This is a genomic window from Peredibacter sp. HCB2-198 (genome assembly GCF_045999315.1).
In the GTDB taxonomy this organism is placed as follows: domain Bacteria; phylum Bdellovibrionota; class Bacteriovoracia; order Bacteriovoracales; family Bacteriovoracaceae; genus Peredibacter.
On sequence record NZ_CP174607.1, the window covers coordinates 1,806,366 to 1,826,548 of the forward strand.

Consider the following 20,183-nt stretch of genomic DNA (forward strand, 5'->3'; position numbering starts at 1 on the left):
AAAAAGCCACCCGAAGGTGGCTTCAAGATGTCGAATTAGTGAGATTTAGACTTTAAGTAAGTAACTACGTCGCCGATCGACTTAAGATTCTCAGTTTCATCTTCTGGGATCTCTACGCCGAATTCGTCTTCCATCTTCATCATAAGCTCAACCATATCTAGTGAATCTAGGTTAAGGTCATCAACGAAGCTTGTGTTAAGGCTAATGTTAGCTGCGTCCATTTTTGTTGCTTCAGAAACGAGCTTAATTACCTTGTCTTGTAATTCCATTAAAATATCCTCCAAAATGTGAGATGCGCTAATTTATTAAATGTATAGGCCGCCGTCAATTTTAATCACTTCTCCAGTCAGGTAACTCGACGCAGAGCTCAAAAGGAAACAGGTCAAATTAGCTACTTCCTCTGCTTTACCCATGCGACCTAAAGGAATCGACTTGGCATATTCCTCTTTGGCCTTCTCATTAAGTGCGTCTGTCATATCAGTCTGAATAAAACCAGGACAGATCACATTACAACGAACGTTACGAGAAGCGAGTTCTTTTGCCACTGACTTCGAAAAACCAATCAAACCTGCTTTAGAAGCGGCGTATGCGGCCTGAGATGGGTTACCCATAAGGCCCACGATTGAGCTCATATTCACGATGGATACGTTCTCAGCTTTTAAAAAGTTTCTTGAAAGAGCTTGAGTCACCATCATTGAACCTTTTAGGTTCGTATCAAGGATAGATGTAATTTCATCTGGCTTTAAACGAAGAAGAAGAGTGTCTTTTGAAATACCAGCGTTGTTCACAAGACCAGAGATCGGGCCCACAGTTTTTGTGAACTCGTCGATCGCTTTTGTCATGGCCTCATAATCAGTAACATCAAATTTAAGACCAGTCGCCTTACCACCGGCCGCTTGAATTTCTTCTTTAAGAGCTGCGGCCTTTGCTTCATCTCCACGGTAGTTAAAAACCACGTGAGCGCCTTGAGCGGCAAGAGTTAGAGCAATTGATTTACCGATACCGCGAGCGGCACCTGTTACAAGAACTACTTTGTCTTTTAAATCAGAATACGTTGCTGTCATAGTGCCTCGACTTCAGAAAAGCCCGTCTCAGAATCAAGTGAGATGACTTTTAAGTTAGGGTTAATTTTTTTGATCAGACCGGCAAGAACTTTACCTGGCCCGCATTCGATAATGATTGTGTCGTCAGAAAGTTTTTGAATACTGTGAGTCCAAAGCACAGATCCGCAAACTTGTTTGACAAGATTGTCTTTGATCGTCTCTGGATTTGTGTCAGTTGGATATTCTTTCGCATCAATGTTGGCGATGTAGTTAAACTTCAATGGTTGAAATTTAATGTTATCCAGAACTGGTTTCAGTTTTAGTTCTGCTGGCTTCATAAGAGCGCAGTGGAATGGAGCAGATACTTGAAGTTCGATCGCTTTTACACGTCCACCGGTCTTATCTTCCATCAAACGGATCGCGCGCTCACAAGCTGGCTTGTCACCAGAGATCACGATTTGCGAAGGTTCGTTGAAGTTTGCAGGAGAAACTTTTTCATCAGAAGTAGAAGCGGCCTCACAAGCTTCGCGGATCACCGCTTCTTCTTGTTTTAGGATCGCGTACATTGTTCCTTTACCGGCAGGAACTGATTCCTGCATGTATTTACCGCGGTAGTGGACCGCTTTCACGGCCTCTTCAAAAGTCATGGCACCTGCAGCGGCAAGAGCGGCATATTCACCCACTGAGTGACCAAGCACGCGCTCAACTGTGATGTTTTTTTGCTTAAGGAGAGGAGAGAGTTTATCAAACAGCATAAGTGAGTGAGCAACGATTGCTGGTTGAGTGTTCTCAGTCAGTTTTAGATCTTCTGCCGGACCTTCAAGCATGATCTTTTTCAGATCATAACCAGCGGCCTCATTCGCTCTTTCAAAATAAGCGAAGTCAGAAAAAACTTTTCCCATTCCAACGTATTGGGTCCCTTGACCCGGGAAAACAACAGTAACTTTCATCAGGGCTCCTAATATTTTAAGAAGATCGCGCCGGCAGTTAGACCAGCACCGAAAGCAGCAAGAAGCACATTATCTCCGCGCTTAATGCGGCCATCACGAATCGCTTCATCCAAAGCAACTGGGACAGTCGCTGAAGAAGTGTTGGCGTACTTATCAACGTTGATAATCACTTTCTCGGCAGGGAAATTGAAACGATTTCCAACTGCTTCGATGATTCGAAGGTTTGCCTGGTGAGGAATGAACCAATCAACATCGTTCATGGTCATGCCAGAATCTTTGATCACTTTTTCAGAGTGAGCGGCCATGGTTTTTACCGCGGCCTTGAAAATTTCCTGACCGTTCATGGTCATCCACTGTTCACCTTTTTCAAGCACTTCAGGTGTAATGCGTTTTACTGCACCACCGGCCCAAAGAGTCAGGTGATCTTTCTTCGTAGAGTCTGATGAAAGGATCGTTGAGAAAATTTGCGAGTCTTCATTCTCTGCCGCACGTCCAAGGATCGCAGCACCACAAGCATCTCCGAAAAGAATACAAGTATTGCGGTCGTCCCAGTTGTTGAACGATGAAAGCATCTCTGAACCAACAACCAGAATGTGTTTATAAAGACCGGTCTTGATCATGGCGTCCGCCATTGGAAGGAGATAAATCCATCCTGAACAAGCAGCATTTACATCAAGAGCTGGACAGTTGTTTGTGATGCCAAGTTTCTCCTGAAGTACAGAAGCAGTGTTCGGCATAGTTTGATCCGGCATCGTTGCCGACAGAAGAATCAAATCAATGTCATTGGGAGTTAAATTGGCGGCCTCGATTGCTTTTAATGCAGCTTCTTTGGCCATTCCACTTGGCGATTCGCCTTTCGATAGATCGGCGATACGACGAGAGTGAATCCCAGTTCTTTCTACGATCCACTGGTGACTCGTATCAATTCTTTGAGAAAGATCGTCGTTAGTTACTACTTTGTCCGGAAGGAAACTTCCCGTTCCGAGAATTTTTGTATTGAAGAGTTTCATAAATCATCCTTCTTATTGTCATCTTCTTGGCGCTCCTCCTGAGCACAAATAAAAAAGCCATCTTTCGATGGCCTTTTTTATTGAATTTTGAATGCTTAAAAAATTATGCTTCAGCTGCGTTTGTGTCAGCTTTAACTTTAATTTCGAAAACTTGCTTACCTTTGTAGTGACCGCAAGCTGGGCATACAGTGTGTGGAAGTACAGAGTCACCACAGTTAGGACAAGCCTGAGGGAATTTTCTGTATAGTTTATGATGTTGACCAGCTCTTCTTAACCCCTTACGAGATACGCTGGTTCTTTTCTTAGGTACTGCCACAAATGCCTCCGATATTACTCTGAATACTTATTTATTATATTTTCTTAAAAATGAGGTTCTATTTCTAATACAGAATAACCTCATTGCCAAGCCTAAATTTCCGACCTCTATGGAGCGTCCCCAGAGTCAACTCCCTCAAGCTTACTATCCGCGTCAAGAACCGGGTACTGATTGTAATTTAGGAATATTTGCTCGTGGATCATTTCCTGGAATTCGACCGTTCTTTTGCTGTAAAAGTAGATCTCATACACGTCATTTTCAATATATGTCTCATCAATCTCAGCAAAAAGCTCGCTAGAGGCCATGGCCTCGTCGATAAAAGCGACCTTGAACGGAACGTCCAATTGAACCGTCATAGGCTTCAGAGTACGAACACATTCAGTGACATAATCGGACTCGATATTGCCTTTTACGATCAAAAATTCGCCTAAATCTGGTTTATTTTTTTTCTCAATCGTTCCGGAAATATAAAGAGAAGTCTCAGAAAGGTAGGCCTCCGGTGACTTTTCCGTGGCGTTTTCGTTCATTTCTACCAGAATTTCGCGAACCCAGTCCGTATCGGCATCAAGCTCGAATTCAATGGCATTATTGGCGGCGAGCTTAATCAAATTGATTTTCGGCGTGACCTTTTCTTGCTTATTCATAAGAGAACCTTTTTCATTAAAATGAGTTCTGGTTTAATTAATAAACAAATAACGAACTCACAAGGGCCAATATGGCTAAATGCGAAAAAATTTTGATGGCCGGATTCTCAGGAGCTGGAAAAACCAGTTTTCTCCGGGAACTTGAGTTTATGGCCCCGGACCTTGCTTGGGAATTTGCGGATCTCGATCAGTTGATTTTGAAAAGTCGGGGGAAGGGGTTAAAGGAACTGGCCCAAGTGATCGAGCGAGATGGCTGGGAGAAGTTTCGTCTCTACGAAAGACAGGAGCTCGAAGGATGGCTCAAAGAAGAAGGTAAAGGGGTTCTCGCTTTAGGCGGAGGAACGCTTTCTCCTTTATTATATGATCTTTATAAGACGAGTAGAAAAGTCGGAATAGTATATTTGCACGCACCTTTTGAAGACTGTTGGGAGCGACTTCATTTGGAAACTTCTGAGCCTCGGCCCCTGGTTAAAAGAGGGAAGAGTGAATTGCACAGAATTTATGAAGAACGCCAACAGGTTTTCAGTCAAATTCCCTGGCGAATAGAGAATCCAAAAGGCTCTGATCTGACGATGCTTGCGAAGGCATTTTGGGAGAGAGTTTCTTAACCGTAAGGTTGCCGATCGGTCCAAGCCCGAGATACCATGTTAAAAAGTTTTTCATTAGGTCGGGAGGACCGTATGCAGACCACACTTCAAGGGATTGAACTATCTGTGGCCATTCTGATGGATGATTTGGTTAGCGCCAAAGAAATCGCATCTGCACTTAGACAATCAAATATCTTTGCACACCATTACCAAAACCTTGAAGAATTCTGGGGTGCCTGTTCACTTGAACTTCCTGATCTCGCGATTATTGATGTGACAAAAATGAGCCAAGGTTCGGTTCAGTTTAAAACTCATCCGAAAGTGGTGGACCGTTCTCTTGCTTATGCTTTTTATTCGAAAGACTCAACCAAGGTCTTGTTACCTTCAACTTTTAATCTGGCACCAGTGGGCTATCTACATCAGGATGTTTCTCTGAATGCTCAGATCATGAATATTCTCGCCAGACGTGTGGAAACTTTAAAACTTGCCCGTGAAAAGAAAGATCTGGAAGTTCGTCTGCAAAGAATGCAGGCCCGCTCTCAGCGAATCATTGCCGAGAGATCAGAGGCCGAAGAGTTTCGTGCGCACTTTGATTTCATTCGTAATCTTTGCGCTGAAATTGAAACTGAATCAACTCGTCAGGACTTCACCCGTTGTCTCATGGAAAAAATGGAAGGGTGGGAGGCGGCCCATGGTTATGGTCTCTTTGAGTTAAATCAGAACGGCCAGAAACTTATTTCTCCGGAAATCTCTAAGCGTAAGCATCATCCGTTTCCTTCTCTATGGCTTGGACAGGCCAATACTCAGGGAATCGAAGAATTTGCCCAGGACATGGCGACCCAAGTGGCGAATGATCTTTTTGATGTGGCACCGGTCATGATCCGCATTTACTCTGGTAGCAATAATCCAGACATGCTTCTGTATATCTCTTTTACTGAAGAGAGAATGGTGAATTTCCCTTGGGACGTCCTCGAATCCATGCTGAGTTCAAGCCTTCGTCGCTTGAAGCTTTATCAGCAGTTGCCTCAGTACGCGAATCAGTTCCTTCCAATGTGGGAGGCGATGGACAACATGGATCGCATGCAGAAGGAAACAAAAGACGAAGATATGAGAATCATCGCTCTTTCACTTATTCCGCTTACGAACATCGCGAAGAAGCGCGCCCATAATAAATTTTTCTGGTCATCGTTCTTTAACGATTTCTTTTTACAGCTTTCAGGTCGTCTGCAGAAAACCACAAAACTTTCTCTATTCGGACCATGGCATGTGGTGTTCTTTGTTCCACGTGAGAACGTAGAAACAGAAACTCTCATGCTTCAATCATTCATTAAACAATTCAGTTACTGGAAGTTTTTTGAAGATAACTCGCAGGTACTGTCAGAAGACATGTATCCAATTCTTAAACTTATTCCTGCCTCGTCTGCGCATTACCTTCGAATTTTTGAAAGAGAATTTGGAGAGTTGGCAGTGGCCGAAGAAGGTAAGCGTCTCATGACTAATGAAAGAGGCGCTAAGAGGCTATCAATTTAATTTATGCGCCACTCGACTTATCTTGAAGTGAATCTTGGTCATATTGGCCAGAACTTCGATAAAATACAAGAACTCGCACCACGCGCGGAAATTGTTCCGATGGTAAAGTCCAACGCCTATGGCAATGGTATGATTCCCATCGCTCAGTTCTTGGTTCGTGAACGAGGAGTAAAAAAACTTGGCTGTGGTACTTTGGCCGAGGCCCTTCACATTACGGAAGAATGTCCCGATATGAAGGCCGACCTCATTGTTTACTCCGACACTGAACTTCACGATTCAGATCTAAGACAAGCGTATCTGAATCTCAACATCACTCCGGTACTTGCCCAGCCTCGTGACTTGGAATTGGTGCTCAAAGATCCATCTTTTAAACGCATGCCTTTGATCGTGAAACTCAACACTGGTATGAACCGTCTTGGTTTTACCTGGGAAGAGTTGGAGCCGTTTGTTCCTCGTCTCAAAGAGCGTGGGATTGAGCATTTGATGACTCACTTTGCTCGTTCGTCGGAAGTTTTAAAGGCAGGGGACAAGACCCATCGTCAGATGGATGAGTTCAATAAAATGAGAACCGCTCTTCTGGAAGCTGGGGTAGAGATAAGGGGAACATCTGTTTCTAACTCCGGTGCCATTGAACAGAAGTTTGGCGTAGAAGAAACTTTTGTTCGCCCGGGACTTATGCTTTATGGTCCTCCAAGCGTGACTGATCCCATTATTTGGAATGGGGCCCAGTGTTCACGTCTCGTGACAAAGGTTCTTTCGACATTTCATGTGAAGAAAGGTGTGCCAGTTGGATACGGTGTGAATGTCACTCCTAAAGACGGTTACATGGTGGTCATTCCCATTGGTTATGGTGACGGTATGTTCACCTACTTCAGTGGAACTCGACTTAAAGTAAATGGACATGAAGGTTATATCTTCGGTCGCATCAGTATGGACGTGGCCTACATCTTCTTTGATTCGGAAGTTGCTTCAAAAATTAAAGTTGATGATAGAATTGAAATCTGGAACCACGATAATCGTGTGATCACTGATATTGCGACTCAGAACAAGACAATTGCTTATCAGTTGATGTGCGGGATCTCGAGTCGAATCCCGAGAATTTATAAAGTAAAGTAGGACCATGAAGGTTAAAGCGTTGGTTGAGAATCGAATTAGTTATGTGGGCGAGACCGTTCTGGATCTGATTAAAGGTCTGGGGGAATTTTCTGAATTTACCATGAAGACCATCTTCTGGACCTTCAAGCCTCCTTTCCGTTTCCGTTTGCTCTTTGATCAAATTTATTTCATGGGCAATAAGTCCGTGTTCATTATTTTCCTGACTTCAAGTTTTACCGGTGCCGTGTTTGCGTTCCAGATTTATCTTGGGATGAAAGCGATCAACACTGATTCATTCATTGGCCCGATCGTGACAATTTCTCTGGCGAAAGAACTTGCTCCGGTGCTCTCCGGTCTGGTCGTTGCCGGCCGTTGTGGGGCCGCCATGGCCGCTCAAATCGGAAGTATGAAAGTGACAGAGCAGATTGATGCTCTGGAAGTAATGGGAATTAACAGCTATCAGTATCTCGCTGTTCCACGAATTTTAGGTTCAATGCTTGCGATGCCACTTCTTTCAGGAATCTTTCTTTTGATTGGTTACTGGGGATCATGGCTTGTTGGTGTGAAGATGATTCAGATTGATGAAACATTGTATTCATCTAAGATCAGTGACTTCATGAATCTTGGAATGGTTGCCGAGGGTCTTATTAAGGCGACCGTTTTTGGTTACCTCATTGGTATCATTGGAACTTACCAGGGCTTTACCGTACAAGGTGGCGCTGAGGGTGTGGGCAAAGGGACGAACATGGCAGTGGTATGGGGAATGATCACTGTTCTTGTAGTGGACTTCTTCCTCACTAGCTTTTTGGCGAAAATCCTATGACCGAAGAATTTACAGGCGAATATTCAGTAGAATTTAAGGGGCTCACTAAAACTTTTGGTGAATCAACGATTCTTCACAATTTAAATTTTGGTATCCATCGTGGGAAAATCACCACCATCCTGGGGTTCTCAGGTGCAGGTAAAACTACGCTGATGAAACACATCCTGGGTCTGGTTGATCCATCTGAAGGCGATGTGGTGGTATTAGGAACGGCGATTAATAAACTAGGTGAGCTGGAGCTTCGCGAGTTTCGTCGAAACTTCGGAATGGTTTTCCAGTATGCGGCCCTGTTTGATTTTCTCTCTTCCTATGAAAATGTGGCCTTTCCTCTGCGCGAATTTACTAAAATGAACGAAGAAGAGATTGCCAATAAGGTTTTTGGACTTCTGGATTCTGTAGGAATCAGCAAAGAGGCAGCCAGACGACTTCCGTCGGAATTATCCGGAGGGATGAGAAAAAGAGTGGGGCTTGCCCGTGGTCTGGCCTTGGATCCGCATATCATGCTTTATGATGAGCCGACCTCTGGTCTAGATCCCATCACAACACACGTAGTGTACGACTTAATGAGAGATACTCATCGTCGTAATGAACATAGAGGCTTTACTTCAATTATTATTTCACATGATATCCATGCCACACTTAAATACTCAGACTATATCGTCTTCATGGAAAAGGGACGTGTAGTTGAGCATTTGGATGTGGAATCTTTTAAAAAATCGGAAAATCCGGTCATTCGAAGATTCCTTGAGTTATAACCGGAATCGTTTATCATCTTTAGTAATAACCGATAGTAAGTGTTATTGAATTTTGATGGAGTAAAATTCCTTGAATCCACTGAAAGTAGGACTCCTGACATTGGCGGCGATGGCCAGTGTAGTGGTAATGTCTTTAAAAATTACGCAGAACCAATCTGGTTTTGGTAAACATATTGAATATAAAACTCTCGTAAAAGATGCTTCCGGTATTTTTGAAAAGACCCCAATTAAGGTTGCGGGTATTAATGCCGGTAAAATCAAAAGCATCGAGCTTGCCGGAAGAGATGCTCTCATCACTTTTGAAATTCTCGAAAATGTAAAAGTTACTCCAAACGCTAAATTGAAAATCAAAAGCGTGGGTCTACTGGGTGATAAATTCATCGACATTGATCTTGGTGCTGAAACTGATCAGAAACTACCTGAAGGTTCTTTTATTACGACTGAGGGTGGAGAAGGTTTTGATAGTCTTGCGAAAGACGCTTCAGCAGTACTTAAAGATGTGAAAGAGATCACGGCAGGAATTAAAGAGGCCTTGAGAGATGATGAAGGCCGCAACGTGGTCAAGCAGATCGTTGAAAACATCAACGAAGTTACCGCGAGCTTAAGACGTATTACTGATAGCAATGAAGAGAAAGTGAACAAGATCATTGATGATATCGAACAGCTTTCTTCACAACTTGCTCACGAAACTGACCGTTATCAAAAAGATTCTTTGATGGCCGATCTTTCAAAAATCGGACCTATCCTGGATAAAGTGGATGCCACAGTTTCTGATCTACGTGTGATTGTGGCGGACGTTAAAGACGGTAAAGGTACTGTTGGTAAGCTTCTTCGTGACGATGCGGTAGTAGACCAAGTGTCACAGACCCTTTCTTCAGTTAACCGTCTTGTTAACCGTATTAATAACATTGAAGCGGACATTGGTCTTTCAACGGGTGCTAACACTCGTACGGGATCTGATACTCGTTTCGATCTTGATATTTACCCGGCACCTGAGCGTTTCTTCCGTCTTGGTATTGTAACCAACGATTTCGGACCGCAGTCTGAAAAAGAAACTGATACCTTCACATCAACGAACGGTGGACCTGAAACAAAAACAAGTGTTCGTAAAATCAACAAAGACGACTTTAAATTCAACTTCCAAATTGGTCGACGCATTCAACGCTTCGGTCTTCGTGCAGGTTTGATCGAGTCGACGGGTGGTGTTGGTCTAGATTATTTCTTCCCGGATTGGGGTATCAGAACGGGGATGGAGTTGTTTGACTACCAGAAAGACGCAGGACCAAACCTTCGTTTAATGGGTGAGTTTAAAATCTGGAACGTGCTATTTGCGCGTATCGCAGGTGAGGATTTGATTTCTAAAGACGGTAAACAAAGTGCTACACTCTCTATGGGTCTACGCTTTAGTGACCAGGATCTAGCGGCATTAATTGGTATTTTCGCAAGATAATATGGATAAAAACTGGCTGATTAGAACAAAATCGAATCATATCTTAGGACCCATCTCAAAAGAGAAGGTGCTAGAGCTATATAAAAATGGTTCGATTAAGCCAGATGATGAAGTTTGTTCTGGAAACGGTTTTTGGTTCTTTATTCGTGAAGATGATATGGTGGCCAAATACCTGTATGGAGCTGAAACTCAGCCGTTCAATCCCATCTCAGAAGCAAAAGATGTTATTACTCATGGCCAGGCACCTGGGCCAGAGACGGATGACATCACATTAGTTGGTGGTATTAGTCTTTCCATGCTTAATAAGGACGAGGCCGCAGTCCCACCGGTTCCTGACCTGCCACCGCCTGCACACAAATCACAATTCTCTACTGTTAAAGAAACAGGGTCTCAGGATCCTAAAAAAAAAAATAACGCCAAAGTAAAGACCAAGGGTGCGCCCGTTAGGCCCCTCAAGAAGCAAGGTTACTTAAAGTATCTTGGTATTATTGGTTTCGTCGTTCTTTTCCTTCTCATCTATTTCCGCAAAACAATCATTCGCTCCCTCTTTGAAGGTGAGATGACGTACTCAGTTCCCACGCTGATTCAATCTGCTCACGCCCAGGAGGATGAAACTCCGGCCGAAAAAAAAAAGCTTCTAGAAAGTTCTGTTGTCATTGAAAAGGTGAGTTTCCGTCCAGTCATTGGACTTAATGGTTTTGTGGTGGCGAGTTCCTTTGATATTGAAGAGATCACCTGTGAAGATCTAAAGACGGACATTTATCAGTTAGGAGTGATTCTTCATCCTCCAGAAGTTTTGAACGAAAAGTTTCTGATTCGTCTGAGAGACTGCGTATTGAAGCTTTCTGATACTCATCCTTTAAAGCGTTGGCTTAAGTGGGTATCAAAATCAAAACCTCTGGATGCCAAAGATCAAAAGAAACAAAGTTTTTTGAATGAGATCATTAACACCAGTTTCAATCTCATCACCGATGCTAAAGTAAAAAATCAGATCATTGATATATTAGACGATGTGCCCGAGGACACCCTTCCTGAGCAGGTCCTGCGCTCTTATCTGTACCTGATGATTGGAAATATTACTCGTTCGGATAATATCCTCCGAAGTATCGTGAATACTCCTCCTCGTGTGAATTGGGAGAAGCGCCCTCAGGTAGAAAGCTTTTACCATCGTCTTGCGAGTCTTCAATTTGGGCAGATCTTGAAGAAGTTTGCCAAGCATCCGGCGGACCGAAGAGCATTCGAGCTGTTCGGACTTTACATCACAAGTTTCTACAATGAAGAGGGACTCGTGAACATGGCAAAAGATATTGATGTAAGTGAATTAGAAGAAAAGATTAATCTACGTTATATTGAAGAACTTGCTCCATCATTTGTGCATTATCTTCGCCTGGCCGATGTCAGCGAGACAGTGAGAGTGAAGCGCCTAAGAAATACTCAAAGATTTCCGCTGAATGAACAGGCCTATTGGATCTGGCCTTTTCTGGATATTAATCCACTCATCTCAGACAGCATGACCCCCGAAATTGAGAAGATTGAAAAAGAAGATCAGCTTTGGTTTATCTATCTCATGGAAAACGAAAAACTCGCTGATGTGTTTTCGAAGAAAAGTGGCAAAAGTTTTCTTCCGAGTAGAAGACCCTATTTGAAAAGTAACTTGGCGCATGCTCCGTCCTTTATGATGAGTTTGTATAAACTCATTGAGCTGGGGGACATCAATCCGGAACTGGTTCAAACGACGATTCAATTTATCACCCATGAGTGATTATCTTCAGCCTGATTTTTATCGCTTTAATCAGGACTCACTTTTTTTAGTTAACTGGATCTCCCAAAGAATGAAAACTGCTTCCCATATTCTAGATATCGGAGCGGGCACCGGTGTGATTGGAATTGAACTTTCAAATCGACTGAGTCCGGATTCAGTAACTCTTTTGGAACTGCAACCGGACTTCTTACCGTTCTTAGAAAAAAATTCTGTGACTCAAAAGAAAGGGAGTTATGACCTTGAAGTCATTATTGGTTCCATTGGAGAATGGAACCCCGGGATGACCTTTGATCTGATTGTTTCAAATCCCCCTTATTATTTACCGGGACATGGTGAGGCCTCGCAAGATCTTCGAAAGGGGAAGGCACGTTCCTTTATCGTCGATGGATGGAAAGTCTTATTGAGGAAAATTGAAACTTTGTTGACCCCTGATGGGCACGCCTACATTGTTATTAAAAATGATAAGTCCCTTCTCGCCCATGTTCGAAAAGAGGTGGGGGGACTTCGTCTTACTGAATTTGAAGAAAAAGATTTGGTGGTCTTGCAGTTAACGAGATTGCATGAAAATGGACATCATAAGCTCTCTTAGCTCTTTGTCTTCAATGTCTCCGAACAAACGATCTGCTTCAAGCTTTAAAACCTTATAGCGAGGATCCTGCGGATGCAATTTAGGCACCGAAGGTTTCTTGGCCTCTTCCGCCTGCTTCTGTTGAAAGAAGTTTTCCTGCGTTTGAAAATTTAACTTTTTGATCACAGGCTTGAGTTGTGGAAAGAGAACAAAAATTTTCTGCTTCAGTTCTTCTGACAGGTACGAAATGTTATGAGAGTAGCTCGCATGGGTCGTAACGATGATAAGTGAATCTCCCTTAATCTTTAAAGGGGAGGTCACTTTGGCAAAAGCAGGTCCGATAATTTCGGGCCACTTTTTTACCAATTCTAAGAAGTCGAAGGTCTGGTAAAAGGAGTGCATGTTGTCTCGCTTTAAGTCATGCGAGTCAAAACGCTCTAAATCCTTGTAATTAAGACCTTTAAAATCTATTTTTTTAAACATGTTCTTTAATCACTAACCTAGCTCTTCCCTCTTGTCCATGATATAGAAATATTATGCGTTGGTTAATCATTTTACTTATGCTTGCTGGTTGCAGCGGCTATCGTTTTTCCCAGCAGGAAAATCCGCTTTCCCAATATGGGATTCAGAGTCTTTCTGTACCAATGTTTTACAATTATTCAAACGTTTCTGAGGCCTCTGGGGAGTTCACCCGTGAGACTTATCGTCTGCTAACCGGCTTCAGTGGACTTAAGCTCTATAATGGTTACAAGTCGAGTTCAGACGCTATTCTTATCGGAATCATTAAATCTCCAGAAAAGATGTATGACACTTTAAGGCCAAACAATCTGCGTGTGGCCCAGGACAAGGCCCCCAATGCTATCGGTACGAAACGAGAAAATTTCTATATTCCCGGTACAACAGATGTGAACTTGTTTCTTCAAGTGATCGTGATTAAGAAACCAAGTGAAGAAGAGCTCACTCTTCTAAAGTCTGGGATTGGTGATCAGGTCAGAACCAATTCAAAAATTATCTTTAACGAGGTCATTCCTCTAAGAATGCAATACACTCGAGAAATTCTGGACACTCCAGGAACTCAGGTGAACGCAACTCAGAACTACGGTGCTCAAAGAAAAACCATACGCACCATGGCCGAACAGGCCGCGATTACCGTTAGGGACATGATTTTCTATGCATTCTAAGTGGCAAATCTGGGACTTCTTCTCATCATTTAAACGCGATTATTTGAAGACCTATGAAGGCGCTCTTGCCATTAATTCATTTGATCCTATTTGCTTGAAGATGGTGAAGGATTTCCTCACTCGTGGTGCGGACGATAAGGTCATTCATTACAAGATGGCCGCAGAAGTGACAAAGGGCTGGATCGAAGAAGAGTTTCAGACTCTTAGTCTTTTTGGTAACTCTGATTCTTTTTTCATTCACCAGGCCCAGGATCTCAATGCGGAAATGCTCGAGATCATTTCTAATCTAGATATCACTGGACGTTTCCTTATCTTAAGTTTTGAAAATGAACTCGCGACCTGGAAGAAGCTTGTGAAAGACGGAAAGATTCCGACGCTTGTGATTGAGTCTCCACGTTTTTGGGAGATTAACAAGCTTTTGGATTTTACCTGCGCTCATCTGCGTTTGCCTCTTAGCTACGAGGCAAAAACGTGGATTCTAGACGCTTTAGAAAACAATCTTGGCACGTTTTATAATGCCTGCTGCTTGATAAAGCTCAACCATCCGGAAGCGAAGGAAGTAGGAATCAATGAAGTCAAAGAACTTCTGACTCTTGAAAAGCTTGATCAGTTCCAGCTTGCTTCATTGCTTGCTCGTAAAAAACAAAAAGAGTTTTTTGAAAAGCTTGTGGCACTTGAAGGTGACTTTGAGAAAATGCGTGGCTTTTTTAACTTTATGCAGGGCCATTTAATTAAGATGGCAGACCCGACTTATCTTTCTCAGAAACCTCGTCTTACTCAATATGATAAAGATCTGCAGAGCACTTCTAAACTTTGGAAGTCTGATGAACTCATGAATGAGATTCAGAAGTTTAATCGCTGGGAACTTTTAAGTAAGAAGAAGGACTCTCATCTCTGGCACGAGATTAAAGAGGCCCATCTTCGTTCTATCTCTGGGACTCGCTAATTAAACGGTCAACATAGTCTTTGGCCGATTCACCACTTTCAATATCACGACTGTTTGCGGCCACATCTGGAATGATGAGGAGCATGTGTCCAATGCCTTCACTAATGTGAGTTGTGCAGTTGCTTGTCTGTTTGAGAGTGTTTCTGATCCCGTTCGGACCTAAGACCACCTTACGATGATCATTTTGAGAGATGTCCCCAAACATGGTCGACATAATAATGTCTCGGGTGGTTTGGATAAAACCAATCTTCCAGTCTTTGCGTGTACGGCAGTAGTTTTTGAGTTGTGGGGCCACAAGACCTGTAGAGAAATCAATATGAATGCCGGCCTTGGCGAAGGTCTCACCAAAGTCCTGCATCAGCTCCGGCGTAAATTTTTTCCAGAAATTTGGACCGTAATGAAGCCCCGGACTATCAGCAATAAGAAGTTTTCTTTCCGGTCGCATATATTTCAAATAAGTATCAGCATGAAGAAGAGAACCAATAGCTCCGGCCGAAGATCCATAAGCGACCAGGTTTTTGACTTGCTGAAAGTCGATGATTCGAGCGGCCTTAAGATAATCCAGAGACTTTACGAGATTTCTTTTTCCATGATGATGGGTTCCTTTGAGCTCACCTGGGAAATAATTGGCGCTGTGATTTCCGGAATAAACGTCTCCATTACAATAGGGGAAGTAGAGGAATGTATGATCTCTGAGAGGGCCGTCTTCCGTGGTGAGATAGCTGTAGGCCGGAAGCTCAGGAATAGGATGAATCCAAGTATGAAGCTTTGGGCCCCAGCATGTAGCGAGACTCCAACAGGCCCCTCCACCCATCAGTTCAACTGCGAGTTTTGATTTTTGGCCTTTTCTAAGGAAGATCTTATAAGGAGCTCCATCACCGCATTTCGCATTTGGTATTGTGATTGTTTCCCAAGGAGAGGCGATAGCATGAGCTGCTAGAAAGAGAACGAGTACAAGTAGATGCTTCATGGAACAATTGGAGCATTAATAAAAAAGAATCACAAATGACATCCTCTTACAAAATTTAGAGAGAAGCCATCTCAATAAGTCAGGTATTAAACAAATGCTCCAATTATTAAAGAACACCCGCCTAATTGTCGATAAATAATACAGCTTAATGTTTCCTTAAGGTTGTGATGACTAAATTTAGTGCACTCTCTATTCTTCTTTCTCTGTTTATACTGAGTTCATGTCAGGATTCAATCTTTAAAGGCAATATCAAAGTCAGCATTCGAGAGTCTCAACCTCGAATTGACCAAGTCAAAGTTCAAAATGATCAAATCATTGTTTCCGGAAAAAATTTAGAAAGCGTTTCTCTCGCCAAAGTTGGAAATCATGAATTTCAGATTGAATCAAAAACAACTGATAAGTTAATTCTTAATGCTAAAAGTATGCTCAGCTTTTTAGTCGGGCAGACGTTTAATCTTATTGTTTCCAATGCCAGCGCATCCGCAACTTTTCCTCTGAGTTTTGAGTTACAAAATGGACAAGTAACGGCCTCAAAGCTTCATCACATGAATGCTTCAACCGGCGATTTTCTTCAATTTAATGGAACAAATTGGGCGCCAGCATCTATTTCCACCAATCAAGTTTATGTGGGTACATATAATGCCTCAACGGATACACCTAATTTATCCGCCGGGGCCGCGGCCGCTGGGACTTATTATATTGTGACCACTGCAGGAACTCAGGATCTAGGTTCTGGTGCCATGAGTTTTGATGTTGGTGACTGGGTGATCTCTGATGGGACAAACTGGAGTAAGGTGGCCGTAGGAACAAATACAGTTTCAAACTTCAACGGAAGAACAGGTGCAGTTGTTCCTTTATCAGGTGATTACTCGTGGAGCATGCTTACAAAAGCTGCTGGTAAACTCACAGGATCTAAGCTTCAGGAAATCGCTGATGTTGATGTCACTGGTATTCAAGATGGCGACATCCTTATTTGGAACAATTCGAGTTTAAAGTGGGAGAGTGGGCCTCAGCCATCAGTTTCAATTCCTGCGGGTTCTGTGACCAATACACAAATTGCCAGTGGTGCAATTGACTCTTCTAAGATTGTTGATGGATCAATTACTAATGCAGATATCGCTGCCGGTGCGTCGATTGATCAGACGAAGATCAATGGACTCACAACTGCTCTTGATGGCAAAGAACCGAAAATTACCGCAGGAACTGCCGCTCAATACTGGAGCGGAACTAAGACTTGGCAGAATTTAAATCCCGCAGTGATTGGATCGACGCTTACGGGTTTTGCATCGACCACAGGAGCAGTGACTGCGGCCGATACCATTCTTTCTGCCATTGGGAAGCTAAGTGGGAATCTCGGAACAGTTGCAGCAACACAAGGTAACTATGTTTTAAAGACCGGCGACTCTATGAGTGGCCCGCTTGCGATGGGTGGGAATAAGATTACCAATCTCGCGGCCCCGACCGTTGCAACTGATGCTGCAACGATGGGTTATGTCGATTCAAGGTCTTCTCAATGGACCACGAATGGATCAGATATTCATTATTCAACCGGTAGCGTAGTCATTGGAACAGCTACTTCAGAATCGACCCTACATTTAAAAGGTGATGGAAGTGTAGGAGCAACTATTCATCGCATCTCTGATCTGCACCCTCCATTTGTAAGTTTAACCAGGTCACGTGGAACTTTGGGTAGTGAAGCGAAAGTTCAAGCTGGAGATATGTTAGGTCAATTGAGATTCAGAGGATTGACCAGAAATGCGACCAATACAGCAGATGCAAATACGATTTTAAGTCAGATTATCTCTAGTGTTGAAAGTGTTGATGCTGATCAAAAGGCGAGCTCGAATTTGAGCTTTTATACATCAACAAACTCTGCAAGTGTCACAGCTAAAATGACAATTTCTTCCTTGGGGAATGTTGGTATCGGAACAACTTCACCAACAGAAAAACTAGATGTTGATGGCAACATGGCCCTAACAGGTAAAGCTCGCTTTAAATCTGATACTGCAAACTTTGTTGAACTAAGAGCTCCAGCAGGTTTGGGCACGACACTTACTTTCAATCTTCCGGCCTCATATGGAAGTAATAATCAAGTTCTTATGACCGATGGTGCAGGAAATCTGTCATGGACAAATGGATCTGGTGCACCTACCGGAAATGCCGGGGGAGACCTAAGTGGAACTTACCCAAATCCTACTATCTCAGGTCTTGATGCCACTAAGATTGGTGCGGGTTCAGTTGATAACACAGAATTCAGTTATCTGAATGGAGTTACCTCAAACATTCAAACTCAATTGAACAACACTGGGAATTTAGTTCTTTCCACTCCATTGAGTACATATGCAGGTGGTACTGCAACTCCCATTTTAACCACCGATAACATTCCCCAGGCATTGGGAAAATTAAACGCTTATATCAGCGCCAATCAAACGGCGGCCGTTCAGGTTGATGGTTCATCAACGATGACTGGCGACTTAAAAATGGGAAACAAATTAATTACTGGACTGGCCACTCCTAGTGCTGCAACTGACGCTGCCACGAAAGGATACATTGATACACTGATTACCAATTCGACGACCTGGCTTAAGAATGTTTCGGATATTTATTTCAATACAGGAAAGGTGGGGATCGGGACAAATTCTCCAATGGCAAATTTAGATGTGAGAGGTTCCCTTTCTGCTTTAGGTAGAGTTTATGACGAGACTGGAGCTTCATTCGAGTTAGGGATGGCAGGAAAATCCACAAATATTAATGATGGTGCTCTATTGATAAGCTCCACTGGCAATGTAGGAATTGGGACGACCACGCCAAGTGAAAAGCTTCAGGTTAATGGAAATATTCGTCTACAGGATAACGAAACAGATTCTACAACCAAAGTGAGTAGAGTTCTTCTTGGACATTACACAAATGCTGAAGAGCCCATGTATGCTTTAGGTGCAACTTCGGATTCAACGAAAAACTATGTCGCTTTAGGTGGTGGAAGCCCTTCTTATAATGCCGCTACTCAGATTGATTTTTATACAGCAGCAAATAATACGACTCTTACTGGCACTTCCCGTATGACTATTCTATCTGATGGTAAAATAGGCGTTGGTACCGTGACTCCTACAAGCACAATGGAAATCAAACGATCAAATGTAAATGGCCTAGGTCCGGCCAGTCCCTTGACTATTAGTACTGATGCCTTTACTGCGAATGATGGAGCTTCGATAAGTTTTTATAATCTTGATAATGCAGGGAATGCTCAGTCATATGGATGGTTGGGAAGTGTGATTGAGGATCCCACTAATGGTTCAGAAGATGGCGGACTTCGTTTCGCTACTACAGTAAATGGATTGAATTCTGAGAAAATGCGAATCAGCTCTTCTGGTAATGTCGGAATTGGAACGAGCGCTCCAACTACCTTGCTTGATCTCACATTCAACACAGACAACTCAGGAGTTACTGACCCTACAGGTATCAATGGCCTAACTATCACAAACACAAATACCACACCCGATACGGCAATGGGATTGAGATTTCTTTCGAATATTTTTGCAGGAGCTACTGCCGGTATCGCAGGTCGTGCAGTTGGTTCTGATATGATGGACTTGGAATTTTGGACAGAAGGACCGGGGACACCATCTCGCTCCAACAAAATGGTCATTCGATCAGGTGGTAATGTCGGGATTGGTACGGCCTCTCCTCAGGCACAATTAGAAGTAAGCTCCAATGGAAATACTCTTATCAATGCTTCGATTACGGATCCCACGAAGTATACAGGACTTCGTTTATTTTCGTTACGTGGGAATCCTTCAGAAGCGATGGGGTCAGCAAATCCAAGTGGGGGTAATAGAGGATGGGAGCTTGGTTCTAACGGGAATAACCATGCAAATATTAACTATCGAAACGTTTTCACTATTAATTATTGGAATGGAACTGTTTGGTCTACACCCATGGCCGTGACTCCTTCGAATAATATCGGGTTGGGGACATATACTCCGGCCTACAAACTTGATGTGGTGGGGGACGTAAATATCGCTGCTGCCAACGTCCTTCGATTTGGCGGAACTCAAGTGTGTACCAGTGCGGGATGTACATCTTCATCTGACCGCCGTTTAAAAAAGAATATTCATCCTCTTCAGGACTCTTTACTTAAAATCACTCAGCTTCAAGGTGTTGAATACGATTATGTTGATCAAGAGAAATTCGGGGCTAGACATCAAGTGGGTGTGATTGCCCAAGACGTAGAAAAAGTATTTCCTGAAGTCGTTATCACAGATAAAAAAACTGGTTTAAAGTCCGTGGCCTATGATCATTTAGTAGCACCTATCATTGAAGCGATAAAGGAGCTTTTTAGTCAGTCACGCGAATCTTCGAGAGAAATTGCCTCCATTAAAGAAGAAAATCAAAGATTGAAAGAAAAAACTCTGGAACTTGAGCAAAAGTATCAGCAAGCTGAACAAGAAAATACCGCCATTAAGGCCTATATCTGCCAAAAAGATCCTGCCGCTTCTCTCTGCAAATAAGCATTTTCTGCTTACCGTTTGAGTGACATTTAAAATGTTAATTTC

The 20,183-nt window shown here is 43.0% G+C and carries 19 protein-coding genes; 11 read left to right on the forward strand and 8 right to left on the reverse strand.

The window, feature by feature from the left end; genetic code table 11:
• Positions 1 to 35: 35 nt before the first annotated feature.
• The 6 genes from acpP to ACJVC5_RS09020 form a co-directional block, all read right to left on the reverse strand.
• Positions 36 to 269: an acyl carrier protein gene (gene acpP / locus ACJVC5_RS08995; protein WP_321397979.1), complete on the reverse strand. Its 234-nt coding sequence runs from the start codon at positions 267 to 269 to the stop codon at positions 36 to 38.
• A gap of 36 nt (positions 270 to 305) precedes the next feature.
• The gene (fabG, locus tag ACJVC5_RS09000) at positions 306 to 1,064 is read right to left on the reverse strand and encodes a 3-oxoacyl-[acyl-carrier-protein] reductase (protein WP_408099040.1); all 759 of its coding nucleotides are present in this window, start codon (positions 1,062 to 1,064) and stop codon (positions 306 to 308) included.
• Positions 1,061 to 1,993, reverse strand: coding sequence for an ACP S-malonyltransferase (gene fabD, locus ACJVC5_RS09005; RefSeq protein ID WP_408099041.1), 933 nt, complete (start codon positions 1,991 to 1,993; stop codon positions 1,061 to 1,063). Before fabD ends, fabG begins: the two co-directional genes overlap by 4 nt.
• A gap of 8 nt (positions 1,994 to 2,001) precedes the next feature.
• Positions 2,002 to 3,003, reverse strand: coding sequence for a beta-ketoacyl-ACP synthase III (locus ACJVC5_RS09010; protein WP_408099042.1), 1,002 nt, complete (start codon positions 3,001 to 3,003; stop codon positions 2,002 to 2,004).
• Positions 3,004 to 3,106: 103 nt separating this feature from the next.
• Entirely contained in the window at positions 3,107 to 3,319 is a 213-nt protein-coding gene (gene rpmF, locus ACJVC5_RS09015; RefSeq protein WP_408099043.1) for a 50S ribosomal protein L32, read from the reverse strand.
• Positions 3,320 to 3,426: 107 nt separating this feature from the next.
• Entirely contained in the window at positions 3,427 to 3,963 is a 537-nt protein-coding gene (locus ACJVC5_RS09020; protein ID WP_408099044.1) for a YceD family protein, read from the reverse strand.
• Between the two features lie 71 nt (positions 3,964 to 4,034).
• Here ACJVC5_RS09020 and ACJVC5_RS09025 point away from each other — a divergent pair, with 71 nt between their 5' ends.
• The 8 genes from ACJVC5_RS09025 (at position 4,035) to ACJVC5_RS09060 (ending at position 12,554) form a co-directional block, all read left to right on the forward strand.
• Positions 4,035 to 4,571 carry a shikimate kinase gene (locus ACJVC5_RS09025; RefSeq protein ID WP_408099045.1) on the forward strand — a complete coding sequence of 179 codons (537 nt, stop codon included), beginning with the start codon at positions 4,035 to 4,037 and terminating at the stop codon, positions 4,569 to 4,571.
• A 72-nt stretch (positions 4,572 to 4,643) separates the two neighbouring features.
• A complete protein-coding gene (locus ACJVC5_RS09030) occupies positions 4,644 to 6,080 on the forward strand; it encodes a hypothetical protein (protein ID WP_408099046.1) in 1,437 nt (478 codons plus the stop codon).
• 3 nt (positions 6,081 to 6,083) lie between these two features.
• On the forward strand, positions 6,084 to 7,196 hold the full coding sequence (gene alr, locus ACJVC5_RS09035) for an alanine racemase (protein WP_408099047.1): 1,113 nt from the start codon (positions 6,084 to 6,086) through the stop codon (positions 7,194 to 7,196).
• A gap of 4 nt (positions 7,197 to 7,200) precedes the next feature.
• Positions 7,201 to 7,998, forward strand: coding sequence for an MlaE family ABC transporter permease (locus tag ACJVC5_RS09040; RefSeq protein WP_408099048.1), 798 nt, complete (start codon positions 7,201 to 7,203; stop codon positions 7,996 to 7,998).
• Positions 7,995 to 8,753 (forward strand): ABC transporter ATP-binding protein, encoded by a 759-nt coding sequence (locus ACJVC5_RS09045; RefSeq protein ID WP_408099049.1) that lies wholly within the window; start codon positions 7,995 to 7,997, stop codon positions 8,751 to 8,753. Before ACJVC5_RS09040 ends, ACJVC5_RS09045 begins: the two co-directional genes overlap by 4 nt.
• A 70-nt stretch (positions 8,754 to 8,823) precedes the next feature.
• Positions 8,824 to 10,203 (forward strand): MlaD family protein, encoded by a 1,380-nt coding sequence (locus ACJVC5_RS09050; protein ID WP_408099050.1) that lies wholly within the window; start codon positions 8,824 to 8,826, stop codon positions 10,201 to 10,203.
• A gap of 1 nt (position 10,204) precedes the next feature.
• A complete protein-coding gene (locus tag ACJVC5_RS09055) occupies positions 10,205 to 11,965 on the forward strand; it encodes a hypothetical protein (protein WP_408099051.1) in 1,761 nt (586 codons plus the stop codon).
• Entirely contained in the window at positions 11,958 to 12,554 is a 597-nt protein-coding gene (locus tag ACJVC5_RS09060) for a methyltransferase (protein WP_408099052.1), read from the forward strand. The genes ACJVC5_RS09055 and ACJVC5_RS09060 overlap by 8 nt, the downstream gene beginning before the upstream one ends.
• Here ACJVC5_RS09060 and ACJVC5_RS09065 read toward each other — a convergent pair.
• Positions 12,513 to 13,016: a DUF721 domain-containing protein gene (locus ACJVC5_RS09065; protein WP_408099053.1), complete on the reverse strand. Its 504-nt coding sequence runs from the start codon at positions 13,014 to 13,016 to the stop codon at positions 12,513 to 12,515. The two genes, ACJVC5_RS09060 and ACJVC5_RS09065, sit on opposite strands and share 42 nt — an antisense overlap.
• Before the next feature lie 53 nt (positions 13,017 to 13,069).
• On the opposite strand from ACJVC5_RS09065, the gene ACJVC5_RS09070 reads away from it, so the two are divergent.
• Both ACJVC5_RS09070 and ACJVC5_RS09075 read left to right on the forward strand, forming a co-directional pair.
• Positions 13,070 to 13,714, forward strand: a complete 645-nt coding sequence (locus ACJVC5_RS09070) for a hypothetical protein (protein WP_408099054.1) — start codon at positions 13,070 to 13,072, stop codon at positions 13,712 to 13,714.
• The gene (locus ACJVC5_RS09075; protein WP_408099055.1) at positions 13,704 to 14,660 is read left to right on the forward strand and encodes a hypothetical protein; all 957 of its coding nucleotides are present in this window, start codon (positions 13,704 to 13,706) and stop codon (positions 14,658 to 14,660) included. The genes ACJVC5_RS09070 and ACJVC5_RS09075 overlap by 11 nt, the downstream gene beginning before the upstream one ends.
• Here the strand turns inward: ACJVC5_RS09075 and ACJVC5_RS09080 are convergent.
• Positions 14,641 to 15,630 (reverse strand): pectin acetylesterase-family hydrolase, encoded by a 990-nt coding sequence (locus ACJVC5_RS09080; protein ID WP_408099056.1) that lies wholly within the window; start codon positions 15,628 to 15,630, stop codon positions 14,641 to 14,643. The two genes, ACJVC5_RS09075 and ACJVC5_RS09080, sit on opposite strands and share 20 nt — an antisense overlap.
• A 167-nt stretch (positions 15,631 to 15,797) precedes the next feature.
• Between ACJVC5_RS09080 and ACJVC5_RS09085 the strand changes: the two genes are divergently transcribed.
• Positions 15,798 to 20,138, forward strand: a complete 4,341-nt coding sequence (locus ACJVC5_RS09085; RefSeq protein ID WP_408099057.1) for a tail fiber domain-containing protein — start codon at positions 15,798 to 15,800, stop codon at positions 20,136 to 20,138.
• The last annotated feature ends 45 nt before the right edge of the window (positions 20,139 to 20,183 follow it).